We start from the raw sequence: 14,663 nt of genomic DNA on the forward strand, positions 1-14,663 counted from the left end.
AGCTATCAACCGATGACGACTGCTTTGTCCCAGCACCAACACCTTCTCGACCCTGCCGTTCTCAACCACCCCCAACGGCAATTTGCCTTGAAGGTGGTGGACCTGCTCAAGACCCGGCAGTTCGACGCGCTCGAAGCCCTGCTGGCGCCCAGCTGGGCGGCCTTCGAGTCGGGTGCTTTGTCCGACCTGGGGCTGTCGCGCACGTGGTCCCACATGGGCCTGCAGCGGGCCGATCTGATCGAACCCGCCCAGGCGTGGGTGCAGGCGTACCCCCACAGCTTTGCGGCACTGCTGTTCGCGGCGCAGTTGCACTGCGTCGTGGCCTGGCAAGCGCGCGGTACTTGCACGGTCGATGCCACCAGCGAAAAGCAGTTTGCGGTGATGCAGCAGTACTTCGATGCGGCGTTTCCGTACCTGCACCGCGCCATGGCGGCGGCCGCGCGGCCCACGCTGGCCATCGCGGTCGGGATCACGATGGCGCGTGCGGGCAGCGATGACCCGGAGCACGACTACATCGCGCTGGCCCAGCCCCACTTGCCGCACAGCCCGGCGCTGTATGGCCGCCTGATGTGGGCGCTGAACCCCAAGTGGGGCGGGTCGCTGGCAGAGGTCGACGCGTTGTTCCGCTCCGCACAGCAGTGGAGTGCCTCGTGGCCTGAAGAGGAGCGCAAACGTGTGCACGCCACCCACCGGTCAGAACTGGCAGACGTCGAGGAGTGCAACGGTGATTCGGATCGCGCCATCGCCTTGCTCAACGGCATCCTGCACGAAGCGCCCGACTTCGACGCAGCGCATTCCCAACTGGCCAGCCAATACCGTTACCAGGACCAGATGCAGCTGGCCGTGGACCACCTGCTGCTCGCCGTGCGCATCACGCCGGTGGCGGACCGGTTCGACCGGCTGGGCGACTACTACGAAGCGCTGGGCCAACAAGACGTCGCCATGGCGTATTTTGAAGAGGCCATGCTGTGGGGCAGTGGCAGCGCGGCGGGCTCCGTGGCGAATTGGCTGAGCGACCAGCTCAAGACCGCACGCGCCGACCAGCGCCCCGCGATCGAAGAGCAACTGGGGCGGGTGGCCTCCTACGGCATGCAGCAGTTTTCACCCAGAACCATGTTCGTGATGGGCGCCATCGAGTTCTTTCAGCGCGGCGACGATGCCGCCAAGTTGCGCGCGTACGACTGGTGGCGCGAAGCCGCGCGATGGGGCAATGCCGGTGCCATGTTCAACCTGGGCATCGCGCACTTCGACGGCGAAGACGGGCAGACGTTGAACAAGGCTTTGGCCATGCAGTACTGGGCACGGTCGGCTGCGCTGGGTCACCTGTCATCCCATGAGCGCCTGGGCAAGGCGCTGCTCACCGGCGACGGCATAGCGCAAGACCTGGAAAGCGCTGCCTACCACCTGGAGATCGCGGCCGATGGAGACAACGTCTATGCCATGCGCGACTGGATTTGTTGCCTGTGGTTCGGCCGCGGCACGCCGCAAGACCGGGGCACTGCCAAGCAGTTGCTGCAACGCCTGAAGGCATTGAGCCCTGACATGTACGCGTCGGCCCGCGAGCGCATCGGCCTGGGCGCCACCATCAAGAACTTTGTCGGCAAGCTGTTCGGCTAACCCGTCGGACGCCAAGGCCTGCCGCCTGCGCTGACTGCATAGCCACGTCAGGCCGAATGGCGGGTGGCTGCAGCCTGCGAGGGGCCTTCGCTGGCGTTGCCCTGGCGCGGCGCCACTTTGCTGCCCCGCTTGCTGATCAGCAACACCCCCGCCAGCACCAGCCCAGCCCCCGCCATTTGCTGCCAGGACAGCGGCTCGTCCAGCAGCCAGCAACCGAAGAAGATCGTGAGGATGGGGCCCAGCGTGCCCACCAGCGCGGTTTGGGCTGCGCCGATGCGGCGGATGGCTGCGGATGTCATGAACACCGGCAGCACGGTGGAAAACACCGCCATGCCCAGCGCATGCAGGTAGACCGGTGCCGGTTGAACCAAGGCGCCCACCGGTTGCGACACCATGAAGTGCAGCAGCGTTGCGCCGGTGGAGACCAGCATGGCCAGCGCGGTGAAGCGCGCCGCGCCCAGTCTGCGGATGGCGGGCTCGCTGCCGGCCTGGTAGAACGCGTACGACACCGCCGAGCCGAACACGAAGCCTGCGCCCAGGAACACGGCGCGGGTGTCGCCCGCGATCTGCAGGTCGTGCGCAAAGGCCAGGCCGATGCCGGCGTAGGACAGCAGCAGCGCCCCCATCTCTCGGCGGGATGCCCGCTTGCCCATGAAGAGCACGCCGATCACGATGGTGAGCGTGGGGTAGGTGAACAGGATCAGCCGCTCCAGGCTGGCAGTGATGTACTGCAGGCCGATGAAGTCGAGGATGCTGGCGCCGTAGTAGCCCAGCAGCCCCAGCGCGACGATGGCCAGCCAGTCGCGCCCGCTCAGGGGCGCGAGCTGCCGGCTGGCACGCCAGCCGACCCAGGCGAACACGGGCACGGAAAACGCCATGCGCAGGCACAGCAAGGTGACCGAATCCACGGGGACGGCCTGCGGCACGGCGTAGGCCAGCTTCACAAAGATGGCCTTGAACGAAAAGCCCAGTGCGGCCAGGATGGCTAGGGCAAGACCAAGGCGTTCGGCGGACCAGTTCTTCCAGGGCATGGGGGATTTGTGCGGCAAGGCAGTGCGTCAGATCGTGTGAAATTTTCGAACGCTGTGTGTGCTTTGCATCGGCATGGAGTGATAAGGGGTTGCATGGTGCCCTGGCAAGCAGTCATGCACAATTGACAATCCCACAACGCTGCGTTCGTTGCAGACGAACGATGCCAGGCCGCCCTTGAACTACGACCTCACCGATCTGCGCCTCTTCGTGGCCATGGCCGAGGAGCGCAACCTCACACGCGGCGCCGCACGCGCCTATCTGGCGCCGTCGTCCGCCAGCCACCGGCTGCGGCGGCTGGAAGAGGCGCTGAACACCACGCTGTTCGAGCGCCAGACGCGGGGCCTGGCTCTCACCCGCGCGGGCGAGGCGCTGCTGCGCAATGCGCGCCAGGTGCTGGCCAGCATCGAGCAGATGCACGCCAATCTGTCGCCCTTTGCCACCGGCATCCGCGGCCATGTGAGCCTGTGGGCCAACACGCACGCCACCCACACCTTTCTGCCGGATGACCTGGCGGGTTTTCTGAAGCGGCATCCGCAGGTCAGCGTGAGCCTGGAGGAGCGCACCAGCGCAGAAATCGTGGTCGCGGTGGCCAGCGGCGAGATCGAAGTGGGGGTGCTGGCCGACAGCGGCACGGGCGCGGGGGTGGATCTGGCCCCGTACCGGCAGGACCGCCTGGTGCTCATCGTACCCGCAGGCCACGCACTGGCCGCGCGCGCCAAGGTGGGGTTTGCGGAGGTGCTGGACCACGCGTTCGTCATGCTGCACGCCGGCTCGGCCATCCACACTTTCACCATGAATGCAGCGGCCGCCCTGGGCCGGCACCTGGATGTGCGCATTCAGGTGCGCAGCTTCGAGGCCGTGTGCCGCATGGTGGGGGCGGGCGTGGGCATTGGCCTGGTGCCCCGCGGTGCGGTGCCGGCCGCGGGCCTGAGCGAGCCGCCCGTGGTGGTCGAGATGGACGAGCCCTGGGCCCAGCGCGACCTGCAGATCTGCGTGCGCCGCGGTGTAGTGCTGTCGGGCTTTGCGCAGGCGCTGGTGGATGCGCTGCGCGCTGGGTCGCACTGATTCGGCGTGGCTCGGACGGCATCACTCTGACAGAGCCTGCCGGAGCGGATGCTCAGCGTTCCGCGCTCAGCGTTCCGCGCTCAGCGGTCCGCGCTCAGCGGTCCGCGCTCAGCGGTCCGCAGCTTCGGGCAGCTTGGCGATCACCTTGATCTCGAACTGAAAGCCATACAACCACGTTACGCCGATGCCGGTAAGCGTGGGGTGCGGTGCCTGGCCCCAGTATTCGCCGACCACTTCCCATGCGGTCTCGAAGTGCTTTTCGGGGTCCACCATGAACACCGTCACATCGATCACGTCGTCGAAGGTGCAGCCTGCGGCCTGCAGGATGGCGTTCAGGTTGTCGAAAGCCAGCCGCACCTGGGCCTGGTAGTCGGGCTCGGGCGAGCCGTCGGGGCGGCTACCGACCTGGCCGGAGACGAACAGGAAGCCGTTGGAGCGGATGGCTGGTGAGTAGCGGTTCTTCTCATAGAGTGCCTGGCGCCCGGGCGGGAACACGACGTCGCGCGGGGATGGCGGTGTTGATCCCGTCGTCGTTTTTGCTGTTGCTATTGCTATTGCTGTTGCTGCTGTAGTCATGACTGAGTTCCTGTGTGAAGGGTTGGCCTGGGCGGCAGATGAGACGTACCGGCCTTGCAGTGGGTGGGCGATGCATGGAATTTATCGACGCACCGGCTGGGGATAAACCAGCAAGCTTGTCCATCACTGTTTGTAAACTCCAAACAATCGTTGGCCAATCTTGGGCAAGACAGGAGCGCTATGGACCGGTTCGATGCAATGCAGGCCTTCGTGCGGGTGGTCGAATCGGGCAGCTTCACCAAGGCGGCGGACACCCTGCACGTCAGCAAGACCACCGTCACGCAGCTGGTGCAGCAGCTGGAGGCGCGGCTGCGGGTGAAGCTGCTGCACCGCACCACGCGCCGGGTGCAGGTCACCGCCGATGGCGCTGCGTACTACGACCGCGCGGTGCGGCTGCTGGCCGACCTGGATGATGCAGAGACCAGCCTGTCGAGCGCGTCGGCCGCGCCCCGGGGGCGGCTGCGGGTGGACGTGCCCAGCCCGCTGGCCCGGCTGATCCTGGTGCCGGCCCTGCCGCAGTTCCATGCGCAGTACCCCGACATCCAGCTCGACATGGGCGTGAGCGACCGCATGGTCGACCTCATCGGCGACAACGTGGATTGCGTGGTGCGCGGGGGCGAGATCCAGGACCAGTCGCTCATCGCGCGGCGTGTGGGCGACCTGCAGCTTGGGGTGTATGCGGCCCCCGGATATTTGGAGCGCGCCGGGATGCCAGCGCACCCGAAGGACCTGGAGGACACGCACCACCGCGTGGTGGGATTCCTGTGGTCGCGCTCGGGCAGGACATTTCCTTATGCGATGCGGCGCGGCGCAGAGGACGTGCAGGTGCAGGGCCGTTATGTGCTGGCGGTGGACGACGGCAATGCCTACCAGGCCGCGGGGCTGGCGGGCATGGGCATCCTGTGGTTGCCGCATTACATCGCCCAGCCGCACCTGGGCACTGGCGAGCTGGTGCCTTTGTTCCAGGACTGGGCGCTGGACACCATGCCGCTGTACGTGGCCTACCCACCCAACCGCCACGTGAGCGCCAAGGCGCGGGTGTTCATCGACTGGGTGGCTGCACTGTTGGCGCAGCATGCCCCGCTGGTGGGGCCGGGCGGCGGCTTGCCCCGGCCCTGAGTCAAGCCCTCGCGCCTTCTGCGCCCGAGTTCACCCAGGATCAAGCGGGTGCCAGGGTCACGGGCGCTCCGGCCGCCTTCAACGCATTGCGCACGCGTGCGGGCGTGTTGGCAGGCACCACCAGGCCCGCCAGGGCCTTGAGCGGCGCAACCGTGAAGGCCGATGCTGCCCCCAGCTTGTCGGCAGAGGCCAGCACCACCGTTTCGGCCGCGCGCTGGAGCAGGGCGCGTTTGACGGCGGCCTCCTCGAAGTCTCCCGTGGTCAGGCCCGCGTCCGCATGCACCCCGGTCACGCCCATGAGGTACAGGTCCGCGCGCAGCTGGGCCGCAGCCTCGACCACGCTGGCGCCCACGTTCACCATCGAGTGGCGGAACAGGCGGCCTCCCAGCACCAGAACTTCCAGCTCTGTATGCCCCGCCAGCGCGACGGCTACGGCCGGACTGTGCGTGACGATGGTGGCGCGCAGCTGCAGCGGCAGGTGCTGCACAACCTGCAGCGACGTGGTGCCGCCGTCCAGGATCACCACCTGGCCGGGCTGCGCCAGCGCCGCCCCGGCGCGGCCCAGGGCGCGCTTGTCTTCGGGGGCCAGTTGCTCGCGCACCTGCAGGCTGCCCACGGCGGCCGAGGCGGGCAGGGCGCCGCCGTGCACGCGCTGCAGCAGACCGTCGGCCGCCAGCTCGCGCAGGTCGCGGCGCACCGTGTCTTCGGAGATGCCGAGTTCGTCGCTCAGGGCTTTGGCCACGACCTGGCCGTGCTGCCGAAGGCGTTCCAGGATGAGTTGCTTGCGGTGGGTGGTCAGCATGGGAGGAAACTGGCGTTGACAAACGGGTACGGCATTACGGTTGCGTGAATTTGCATGTTTGTGCATGATATTGCACGAATCACGATTGTGCAAAAACATGTCCACCTCGATCCCCCACGACCTCCCGCTGCTGGTGCTCATCGCTGGGCCGTATCTCTCGGGCACCGATGGCGATCCCGAAAAAATCGCCGCTAACCGCGCCCGCCTGGAGGCCGCGGCGCTGCCCATTTACGAGCGCGGGCACCTGCCGATGCTGGGCGAATGGCTGGCGCTGCCCATCATCCACGCGGCGGGTGGGCGTGAGCCGGGCGATGCGGTGTTCCACGCTTACCAGTACCCGGTGGCCGAGCGGCTGCTCGCCCGCTGTGACGCGGTGCTGCGCCTGCCCGGCGAGTCCCGTGGTGCCGACATGGATGTGGCCCGGGCCCGTGCACGCGGTTTGCCGGTGGTGCACGACGTGGACGAGCTTCCACTGCGGCAGCTCGCTGTTACCGACGCGGCGCATGGGGTTCAACTGTGAGCCGCCCCGTGCCCGCCCCGGTGCCGGCCAGCACCGATCAGGTCAAGCTATTGGCGGTGGATATCCTGTCCGACCACTGGTACACGCTGCGCAAGGTCACCTTCGACCTGCGCCGCAGTGACGGCCAGTGGCAGACCTTGAGCCGCGAAGCGTATGACCGGGGCAATGGCGCGGCGCTGCTGCTGTTCGACCCGCGCCGGCAAATGGTGGTGCTGACGCGCCAGTTCCGCCTGCCGGCGTTTCTGAACGGCAGCGCCGATGGCATTCTGGTCGAGACCTGCGCGGGCCTGCTCGACGGTGACGACCCCGAAACCTGCATCCGCCGCGAAGCCGAGGAAGAAACCGGCTACCGCGTGCGCCAGCCGCGCAAGGTGTTCGAGGCCTACATGAGCCCGGGCTCCGTCACTGAAAAGCTCCACTTCTTCGTGGCCGAATACGAGCCGGCAGACCGCATCCGCAGCGGGGGCGGGCTGGCCGACGAAGGGGAGGACATCGAGGTCATCGAGATGCCGCTGGCCGAAGCCCTGGCTGGCATTGGCACCGGTGCCATCGAGGATGGCAAGACGGTGATGCTGCTGCAGCATGTGGCGTTGATGCTGCAGAGCGCGGCGGGGTAGGGACGCGCGAGGGAATCAGGTGGGGAAACTCGCGGTGGGGTCGCGGTGCTCCGCTTTCAGGGCGCTGCCCACCCATTGCAGCCCACAGCCCCTGCCGAAGGTCAGGCCTTCTTCTTGATCAGCCCGTAGATCACCAGCAGCACGATGGCGCCGATGATCGATGCGATCCAGCCCACCGGCGCTTCGGGTGCATACCAGCCCATCGCCACACCCACATAGCGCGCGACAAACGCCCCTGCGATGCCCAGCAACGTGGTCATGATCAAGCCCAGCTTGTCGTCGCCCGGCTTCAGGGCCCGCGCGATCAGTCCCACGATGAAGCCGACGATGATGGTTCCGATGATTGAAAACATGAGGTTCCTTGGTTGAGGTCTTTGGCTGAAGTTGAGGCCGTGCCATGCCTTGGCAGCGAATGTAATGGCATTTGCTGCCAGGCCTTGGGTGGGCGATCGATAGCCCATTGGTTTGAGCTTTGGTCACGGCCGAACATCGTCGCACTGGTCGATGACGGTGGCTGTAGGTGGATGCTGAATCGCGAGTGAAGGGAAACCGCCGAGTGCACGCCTGCACCACCGCCCCGCGCGCGATAATCCGGTGCTATTGATTCCGTAGCTGTCCGCGCGCATCCATCCAGCGGTAGCGGCTGTTTTTATCATCTCCCCGGTTGTTCCTCACCTCAACGCTCCCATGCAAGCCCTGCTCGACGCCATTGCCTCCATGCCCCTGCCGACCGAAGCCGGGCGCGTCTTTCATGGCCGCGGCGGTTTGCACCCCGGCTGCGAACAATGGGCGATGGATGCTTACCCGCCGGTCTTCGTGCTGACCAGCTTTGCGCCCGCGACCGAAGAAGAGCTGGCCGCCATCGGCGCGGCCCTGCAGGCACGCTGGGCGCAGATCGCCCCGGCTGGCGAGCCGCTCAACTGGGTGTTCCAGCACCGGGGCGAGTCGCTGCGCATCGAGGGCCGCAGCGAGACCCGCCTGATGGCCGGCGCCGTGCCCGACCCGCACACGGTGACCGAAGCCGGCGCTCGTTACCGCGTGCACGTGCTGCGCGGCCAGAACCACGGCCTGTTCCTCGACATGGCCGCAGGCCGCCGGTGGGTGCACGACTACGCGGCCGCCCGCAGCGCCGACCGCTACGGGCTCAAGGTGCTCAACCTGTTTGCGTACACCTGCGCGTTTTCTGTGGTGGCGCTGCAGGCGGGCGCCCGGCAGGTGGTCAATGTGGACATGAGCCACGGCGCCATCGGCATCGGGCAGCAGAACCACCAGCTCAACGGCATCACCACCGGCGCCGCGTTTTTGCCGCACGACATCTTCAGCAGCTGGGGCAAGATCACGCGCGGCGGGCCCTACGGCCTCATCATCGTGGACCCGCCCAGCTACCAGAAGGGCAGCTTCGTGGCCACCAAGGACTATGCGCGCCTGATGCGCCGCCTGCCCGATCTGCTGGCGCCGGGCGGCCACGCGCTGCTGTGCCTGAATGCGCCGGAGCTGGGCGCGGCTTTTCTGCAGGACCAGATGCGCGAGTTGGCGCCGGAGCTCGCCTTTGTGGAGCGCGTGGCCAACCCGGCCGTGTTTGCCGACGCCGATGCAGACCGGGCGCTCAAGGTGCTGGTGTACCGCGCGCCTGACCTGGTGGCCCCGGACACCGCCAGCGCTACGGCGACGTAAGCCGCGCCACCCAGCGCCGCGCCAACGGGGCCGCCACCAGCACGCAAGGGAACGCAAAAGCCCAGGCCGTGAGCCAGGCCCCAGCCCACACGCCGACGAATTCGGCCGACCAGCCGCGCGCGTGCAGCGTGGAGATGCCCGACACCAGCAGCGACATCAGACCCGACAGGATGAAGCCGAACAGCACCGGCGCAAAGCGCTGCGGGATCATGCTGCGGCCTCGGCTGCGTCGGCCACCATGCCCTGCACGGTGTGTGGCGCAAAGCCGTGCACCTTGCGCGCAAAGTTCTGACCGAACAGGTGGGCCGTCCTGATGTCGCCGGGCGCAAACGCATCGGGTGCAGACGCATGCCCCGCCTGCGCCATCAGGCCCGACCACGAACCCAGCCGGTTGGCCGCCTCGTCATAGGGCGTGCCGCTGTGCTGCTCGGGCAGGATGGGGTTGCCCACCCAGACCATCCCGTGCTGCATGGAGAACACGAACATCGACTGCAGCGTGGACTGCTTGTCGCCCGCAGGCAGCGACGACACGGTAAATCCCGCCGCCAGCCGCCCTTGCAGTTGCTGTCGGCGCCACAGGCCGCCGGTCGCGTCCATGAAGGTCTTGAACACGCCCGACACCCCGCCCAGGTAGGTGGGCGACCCCCACACCAAGCCGTCGAATTCTTGCAGCACATCAGGCGCCGGGGTCAGGCTGGCGGCTTCGATCAATTGCACCTGTGTGCCGCCCACGTTGCGCGCGCCGTGCGCGACGTGCTGGGCGATGTGCTCGGTGTGGCCGTGGGCGCTGTGGAAACCACCGCGATCTTCTTGCTTGTCGTCATGTCAAAAGCTCCATTCAAAAACAGGGATAGGTAAAAAAGGGTCAGGCCGCAATGCAGCGGCTCCACGCCCAGGCGGCGAGGTACAGGCCCAGGCCGAACACCGCGTGGTTGGCCAGGCTGCGCAGCCGGTTGCGCCACGGCGTGGCGGTGCGGGACGCCGCGATGCCGCTGCCCATGGCGGGCTGCATCACGAACCAGGGCGCCACCACGGTGGCAATGCCGATGGCCAGCGCCGGCAGTGGCGCGGGCTCTGCAGCCCAGGCGCGGCCGTTCACCAGCACAGCCAGGGCCGCAAACCCGATGCCGACTGCGTAGTGCACGGTCCAGCCGGCCACGCGTTCACCACGCACCGGCGTGGACTTGGCAATGGCGTCGTGAAACCACCGTCCACGCAGCAGGTGCCCCGCCCAGCGTCCGATCAGCGCAAACGGCTGCGTGGGCACGCCCAGACGCCGGAGCGCAGCCAGCCACACGTCCATCACCGCCGTGGCGCCGACGCCAATCCAGAGCACGTGGAGCGGCTCGTGGGTCCATTCATTCATAGGTTCCTCGTTTCTTTCACAGTTGACTGAGCACCGGTGTCTGGGTACTGTACGAATTCAAGTCAACTTGAAGTCAAGAGGTTTTTTGTGATCGACATCGGCGAAGTTGCCAGGCGCTCAGGCGTGGCCGCGTCCACCCTGCGGTACTACGAAGAAAAGGGTTTGATCGCCTCCACCGGCCGCCACGGCCTGCGGCGGCTGTTCGACGCGCGGGTGCTCGATCAGCTCGCTTTGATCGCGCTGGGGCGCGTGGCGGGTTTCTCGCTGGACGAGATCGCCACCATGTTTGCGAGCGACGGCCAGCCCGACATCGATCGCGCCATGCTGACGGCCAAGGCGGACCAGATCGATGAGATGGTGCGGCGCCTGGAAGCCATGAGCGCCAGCCTGCGCCATGCCGCCGTGTGCACGGCGCCGAGCCACATGGAGTGCCCTTCGTTCCGCAAGCTGCTGCAGTCCGCAGCGTCGGGCGACATGGCGCCGCGAGAGCTCATGCCCCGGCGGCGGGGGTGAGTGTGTGGGCCGCGACCGGGCCGTGGGGCGGTGGCCGTTGCTGCGGTATGGCTGCCCTGGAGAGCGATACCGCAGCGATGCGGCAGTATTGCGAAAGCGATGAGCCCCGTCAGCCCGCCTGCAAGGCGCTGACGATGGCCGCCCACTCGGCCGGGGCGACGGGCGTGATGGACAGGCGGCTTCCCTTTTGCAGCACGCGCATCTCGGTCAAGGCGGGGTGCTCCCGCATTTCAGCCAGGGGCATCAGCCGCGTCTTCTTCACCGCCTGCACGTCCAGCAGCAGCCAGCGCGGCTTGTCTGCGGGTGACTTGGGGTCGTGGTAGGGCGATGCGGGGTCGAACTGGGTCGGGTCCGGCCGCGTGCCCGAGGCCACGCGCGCGATGCCGACGATGCCGGGTTCGGGGCAGCTCGAGTGGTAGAACAGTACGCCGTCGCCCACCTGCATGTCGTCACGCATGAAGTTGCGGGCCTGGTAGTTGCGCACGCCGGTCCACGGCACTGTGGCGGCCGGGGCGGCCAGGGCGTCGTCGATGGAGCATTCTTCGGGCTCGGACTTCATGAGCCAGTAGTGCGGCGTGCGGCCAAGTGGGGCGGTGGGCGTGGTCATGGCGGCATTTTGGCAAAGCCGGGGCCGCATGGGGGACGGTGCGCTTCTGGCCCCGAGGCGGCGTGGACGCCTGAGGGCTATTGAATGCATAGCTGCTGGCGCTTGTCCATCCAGCGGTAGAGCACAAAAATAGCCAGATAAAGAGCCAGCGCGCGAACGTGACGACTTCATTGCCCCGCTGAGCATTAGCAGCAAAAACTCTTGAAGAACCGCTCCGGCCATGATGAGTGGATAGCGCTTTAAATCAATGCAGTGATCTGGTATGAAATATCAATAACCCAAAGCAATTCTTTATTTCCGATTTTTTCCATTTCTTGCTTTTGTGGAATTCTGTTTTTCCTTCGCTGCCGTCAATAGTTCAATAACTTCGGGATTGTTTTTCTTTTTTGCCATATCCCAAACTGTCAAACCATTTTTTTTTGAAATATCAAGACGTGCGCCGTGTTTTAAAAGCACTTTAATGACGGGTATGTTTGAAAGAGAAACTGCCCCCATCAGAGGGGTTGCCAAAGGATTGCCCATGCTGTTTACATCAAATCCATTTTCAATCATGTATTCGACAAAAATGGCCGCATCCTCCTGTGGAGAGAATGTAGATAGCTGAGCAGTACTGAATATTCTATTTCTATCTGTTTTTGAGGTGGGAAACTTTGCATGATTTTGAATCAATTTGCATGCAATGGAGTACTTTGAGGTGATGAGGGCTGCCTCCAGTGGAGTAATTGAAATATCTGCCCTTCTGATATTTATGTTTGATCCGATATCTATCAAAAATTTTGCAGCAGGCCAATTGCCGACAGCCGAGGCTGCGATGAGGGGAGTGATGCCAGGTGGAACTACGATCTTGTCCGGATCATTGCCTGACAGGATTGACGCTATTGTTGAAGCATCTGCGCCCATTTCAATGGCGTGGTAAAGGGGGTGCGGATTGGGAGATGCTGTTGATGTGGGCAGCGGCACAAAGGGTGTAGTTTCCGCTGCCTTACACAAAGACTTCATTTCTGGTGAAAATTCTTTTGCATAAGATGAGAAATTCAACGAAAAAAATAGGCAAAAGAATAAGTAAACTAGTTTTCTCTTTTTCATTTTTATCCCGTTAATTCGCTTTGTCGGCGGACTGCAGCTTCCTTGATAATATTTCTGGCGGCTTCCCAATCTTTGCCAGCCAAATGTCGAGTTAAATAATACTTTTCCTCGGGCCAAAGAATTATCCCTTTTTTTTGAAGATCTTTTTCTATGGCTGCAGTACCGAGAAGCGCTGAGAACCCGGCGTATGCAGAGGGCTCCAGCGCACCAATCATCGCGTCCAATACGGGTCCCCCAACTCGTGTGGCAGCCGTACCTGCAGAAGTTAACACAGGCCGCCCAGAAACAGCCGTCTGCGCTGCCTTGGATGCCTTTGCGAGTCTCTCACTCTCTTTTTGTGACCATTGCCCCAGGCGCGTATTGCTGTAGGTGGGTATCTTTTCAGGCAAGGTTGTTGCCTTGTTTCCCAAGACACTGCCAGGAATGAAGCCATCTTTCTTCATGTAGTCTGTCAAGGTTTTTTCGGCGTACGTAGCAGCCGTCCCTGTGCTGGAGCGGCCTGCAAACAGATCACCCAAAACTGACGTACCAGCATCCAGCATATTGGAGAGCCGCTGGTGTGGCTGAAGGGGCTGAAAAATACGGGCTTGCGTCAACTTGACAAAGGTTTTTGGGTCATTCTTTTTAATATCCATCATATATTGATGATAGCGTACGGGATTATTTTTTCTTAAGTACTCTACGTAGTCAATGTAGGCAATTGTTTTTGGAATATGCTTGCGTGCATCGGCAATGTATCCCTTGGCTTCATCATGCGGGCTTTTGGGTGCAGACTCTGTTTTTACCACGATACCGTTCAATGTGACGGTGACCGGTGAAGTTGTTTCGTTTGGAGATGGCATTCGGTCTGAATAGACTGGATGCCCATTTTTATCTTTGTAGAAGTACATCATTTATCAGTTTCCCAAGCTATTTCATGTTGATGAAAAGGCGGTATCTCGACTTCGATATTGCTATCATCAAGAGACGATTGGGAACTATAGCGAGAGTAAGTTTGACCAGCTGCAACGAACAGAAACGATATAGATTTGTGCATAATTCAAATTAAAACTATGCATTTATTCTTCGCAGGGGATGCTGAGCACAGAAATATGCTGTTTAGAGGCGCCGTGCGCTTGTACAAACGCAAGATTGCCGATCTGGGTGAGCACCAGACCATCGCCCAAAAAATCGATCTCGCAGAGTTTGGCTGTGCTGGTCTATGGGATGCTTGGATGGAGCGATGGCCGCACCGGCGGGGCGAGCGCAATCTGTGGTCTGTCAGCCGGCCTTGCGAAAGGTGAGGTTGATGCGCACCGGCCCCGTCATCGCATGCTCCCCCACGGCCAGCGGTAATACGCCATGGAACCGCAGCCGCGCCGGCCCGCCCCACACCACCACGTCGCCATGCCACAGGCCCACGCGCCGGGCCTGGTCGGCGCGCGCTGCGCCGCCCCACAGGAAGACCGCCGGAATGCCGAGCGAGACGGACACGATGGGGTGGTCGTAGTTGCCCTCGTCGCGGTCCTGGTGCAGCGACAGCCGCGTGCCGGGCTCGTAGCGGTTGATGAGGCAGGCGTCGGGCGTAAAGCCGGGGTAGCCCGCTGCATCGGCGGCATTGAGGGCCAATTGCCGAAATGCAGCGGGCATGGGCGGCCAGCGCTTGCCGGTGTCTGGGTCCACAGGGCCATACCGGTACCCGCTGCGATCGCTGATCCACCCCAAAGGTCCGCAATTGGTCATGGCGACCGACATGCGCTTGCCGCCGGGCGTGATGAGGTGCCTGAAGGGCGCGCTGCCCGCAATGGCGTCGACGGCGTGCAGCAGCTCGGCCGCCTGCTCCAAGGCAAAGCCGCGCAGCACCACGGCACCCGGCTCCAGCAATTCGGGCTCGTGGGGTGTTGGCAAATGTTCGAACAGATCCAGTGTCATCGTGTGCAAATCCCTGCCGTTGCGCCAACACGCGGTCGCAGCAACTGGCGCGGCCGAGGCCAGTGCACCCGTGGAACTGGCTCTGCCAGGCCACCGGGTGCGTCCCCCTCCCGCGCAGCGAGAGAGGGGGAAGGCGCCGCAGGCGACTCAGGGGGAGA

17 protein-coding genes and 1 pseudogene are annotated in these 14,663 nt (G+C 64.1%); 7 read left to right on the forward strand and 11 right to left on the reverse strand.

Annotation, left to right across the window (positions count from 1 at the left end; all coding sequences use genetic code 11):
* Positions 1-12 precede the first annotated feature (12 nt).
* Positions 13-1,617, forward strand: a complete 1,605-nt coding sequence (locus ACSQ3N_RS12450; protein WP_436146394.1) for a hypothetical protein — start codon at positions 13-15, stop codon at positions 1,615-1,617.
* Positions 1,618-1,664: 47 nt separating this feature from the next.
* On the opposite strand, the gene ACSQ3N_RS12455 is transcribed toward ACSQ3N_RS12450, so the two are convergent.
* Complete coding sequence (locus ACSQ3N_RS12455) at positions 1,665-2,648, reverse strand: DMT family transporter (RefSeq protein WP_436146395.1); 984 nt, start codon at positions 2,646-2,648, stop codon at positions 1,665-1,667.
* Between the two features lie 175 nt (positions 2,649-2,823).
* Between ACSQ3N_RS12455 and ACSQ3N_RS12460 the strand changes: the two genes are divergently transcribed.
* Complete coding sequence (locus ACSQ3N_RS12460) at positions 2,824-3,714, forward strand: LysR family transcriptional regulator (RefSeq protein WP_436146396.1); 891 nt, start codon at positions 2,824-2,826, stop codon at positions 3,712-3,714.
* A gap of 108 nt (positions 3,715-3,822) precedes the next feature.
* Here the strand turns inward: ACSQ3N_RS12460 and ACSQ3N_RS12465 are convergent, their stop codons facing one another.
* Positions 3,823-4,290, reverse strand: coding sequence for a RidA family protein (locus ACSQ3N_RS12465; RefSeq protein ID WP_436146397.1), 468 nt, complete (start codon positions 4,288-4,290; stop codon positions 3,823-3,825).
* A gap of 180 nt (positions 4,291-4,470) precedes the next feature.
* On the opposite strand from ACSQ3N_RS12465, the gene ACSQ3N_RS12470 reads away from it, so the two are divergent.
* The gene (locus tag ACSQ3N_RS12470; protein WP_436146398.1) at positions 4,471-5,409 is read left to right on the forward strand and encodes a LysR substrate-binding domain-containing protein; all 939 of its coding nucleotides are present in this window, start codon (positions 4,471-4,473) and stop codon (positions 5,407-5,409) included.
* Positions 5,410-5,449: 40 nt separating this feature from the next.
* Here the strand turns inward: ACSQ3N_RS12470 and ACSQ3N_RS12475 are convergent, their stop codons facing one another.
* Positions 5,450-6,211 (reverse strand): DeoR/GlpR family DNA-binding transcription regulator, encoded by a 762-nt coding sequence (locus tag ACSQ3N_RS12475; protein ID WP_436146399.1) that lies wholly within the window; start codon positions 6,209-6,211, stop codon positions 5,450-5,452.
* A gap of 97 nt (positions 6,212-6,308) precedes the next feature.
* Between ACSQ3N_RS12475 and ACSQ3N_RS12480 the strand changes: the two genes are divergently transcribed.
* Positions 6,309-6,731 (forward strand): hypothetical protein, encoded by a 423-nt coding sequence (locus ACSQ3N_RS12480; protein WP_056169379.1) that lies wholly within the window; start codon positions 6,309-6,311, stop codon positions 6,729-6,731.
* A 20-nt stretch (positions 6,732-6,751) separates the two neighbouring features.
* Positions 6,752-7,348 carry an NUDIX domain-containing protein gene (locus ACSQ3N_RS12485; RefSeq protein ID WP_056169382.1) on the forward strand — a complete coding sequence of 199 codons (597 nt, stop codon included), beginning with the start codon at positions 6,752-6,754 and terminating at the stop codon, positions 7,346-7,348.
* Positions 7,349-7,449: 101 nt separating this feature from the next.
* On the opposite strand, the gene ACSQ3N_RS12490 is transcribed toward ACSQ3N_RS12485, so the two are convergent.
* Positions 7,450-7,701: a GlsB/YeaQ/YmgE family stress response membrane protein gene (locus tag ACSQ3N_RS12490; protein WP_056168968.1), complete on the reverse strand. Its 252-nt coding sequence runs from the start codon at positions 7,699-7,701 to the stop codon at positions 7,450-7,452.
* A gap of 334 nt (positions 7,702-8,035) precedes the next feature.
* Between ACSQ3N_RS12490 and ACSQ3N_RS12495 the strand changes: the two genes are divergently transcribed.
* Positions 8,036-9,022, forward strand: a complete 987-nt coding sequence (locus ACSQ3N_RS12495; protein WP_436146400.1) for a class I SAM-dependent methyltransferase — start codon at positions 8,036-8,038, stop codon at positions 9,020-9,022.
* Here the strand turns inward: ACSQ3N_RS12495 and ACSQ3N_RS12500 are convergent.
* The 3 genes and pseudogenes from ACSQ3N_RS12500 to ACSQ3N_RS12510 all read right to left on the reverse strand — a co-directional run bounded on the left by ACSQ3N_RS12500 (position 9,009) and on the right by ACSQ3N_RS12510 (position 10,388).
* On the reverse strand, positions 9,009-9,233 hold the full coding sequence (locus ACSQ3N_RS12500) for a DUF2798 domain-containing protein (RefSeq protein WP_056421354.1): 225 nt from the start codon (positions 9,231-9,233) through the stop codon (positions 9,009-9,011). The two genes, ACSQ3N_RS12495 and ACSQ3N_RS12500, sit on opposite strands and share 14 nt — an antisense overlap.
* Positions 9,230-9,805 (reverse strand): annotated as a pseudogene (locus ACSQ3N_RS12505) (flavodoxin family protein); the annotation flags it as partial. The gene ACSQ3N_RS12500 and the pseudogene ACSQ3N_RS12505, both read right to left, overlap by 4 nt.
* An 82-nt stretch (positions 9,806-9,887) precedes the next feature.
* Positions 9,888-10,388: a DUF2938 domain-containing protein gene (locus ACSQ3N_RS12510; protein ID WP_436146401.1), complete on the reverse strand. Its 501-nt coding sequence runs from the start codon at positions 10,386-10,388 to the stop codon at positions 9,888-9,890.
* 87 nt (positions 10,389-10,475) lie between these two features.
* On the opposite strand from ACSQ3N_RS12510, the gene ACSQ3N_RS12515 reads away from it, so the two are divergent.
* Complete coding sequence (locus ACSQ3N_RS12515; RefSeq protein WP_436146402.1) at positions 10,476-10,901, forward strand: helix-turn-helix domain-containing protein; 426 nt, start codon at positions 10,476-10,478, stop codon at positions 10,899-10,901.
* A 109-nt stretch (positions 10,902-11,010) separates the two neighbouring features.
* Here the strand turns inward: ACSQ3N_RS12515 and ACSQ3N_RS12520 are convergent, their stop codons facing one another.
* The 4 genes from ACSQ3N_RS12520 to alkB all read right to left on the reverse strand — a co-directional run bounded on the left by ACSQ3N_RS12520 (position 11,011) and on the right by alkB (position 14,505).
* Positions 11,011-11,508: an EVE domain-containing protein gene (locus ACSQ3N_RS12520; protein WP_056168988.1), complete on the reverse strand. Its 498-nt coding sequence runs from the start codon at positions 11,506-11,508 to the stop codon at positions 11,011-11,013.
* Between the two features lie 291 nt (positions 11,509-11,799).
* Positions 11,800-12,594: an ankyrin repeat domain-containing protein gene (locus ACSQ3N_RS12525; RefSeq protein ID WP_156372089.1), complete on the reverse strand. Its 795-nt coding sequence runs from the start codon at positions 12,592-12,594 to the stop codon at positions 11,800-11,802.
* Between the two features lie 2 nt (positions 12,595-12,596).
* Entirely contained in the window at positions 12,597-13,487 is an 891-nt protein-coding gene (locus ACSQ3N_RS12530) for a hypothetical protein (RefSeq protein ID WP_156372090.1), read from the reverse strand.
* Positions 13,488-13,854: 367 nt separating this feature from the next.
* Positions 13,855-14,505, reverse strand: coding sequence for a DNA oxidative demethylase AlkB (gene alkB / locus ACSQ3N_RS12535; protein WP_056168993.1), 651 nt, complete (start codon positions 14,503-14,505; stop codon positions 13,855-13,857).
* Positions 14,506-14,663 lie beyond the last annotated feature (158 nt).

Origin of the sequence: Acidovorax sp. LjRoot194, assembly GCF_964253015.1 — a bacterium.
Taxonomy (GTDB): Bacteria; Pseudomonadota; Gammaproteobacteria; order Burkholderiales; family Burkholderiaceae_C; genus Acidovorax.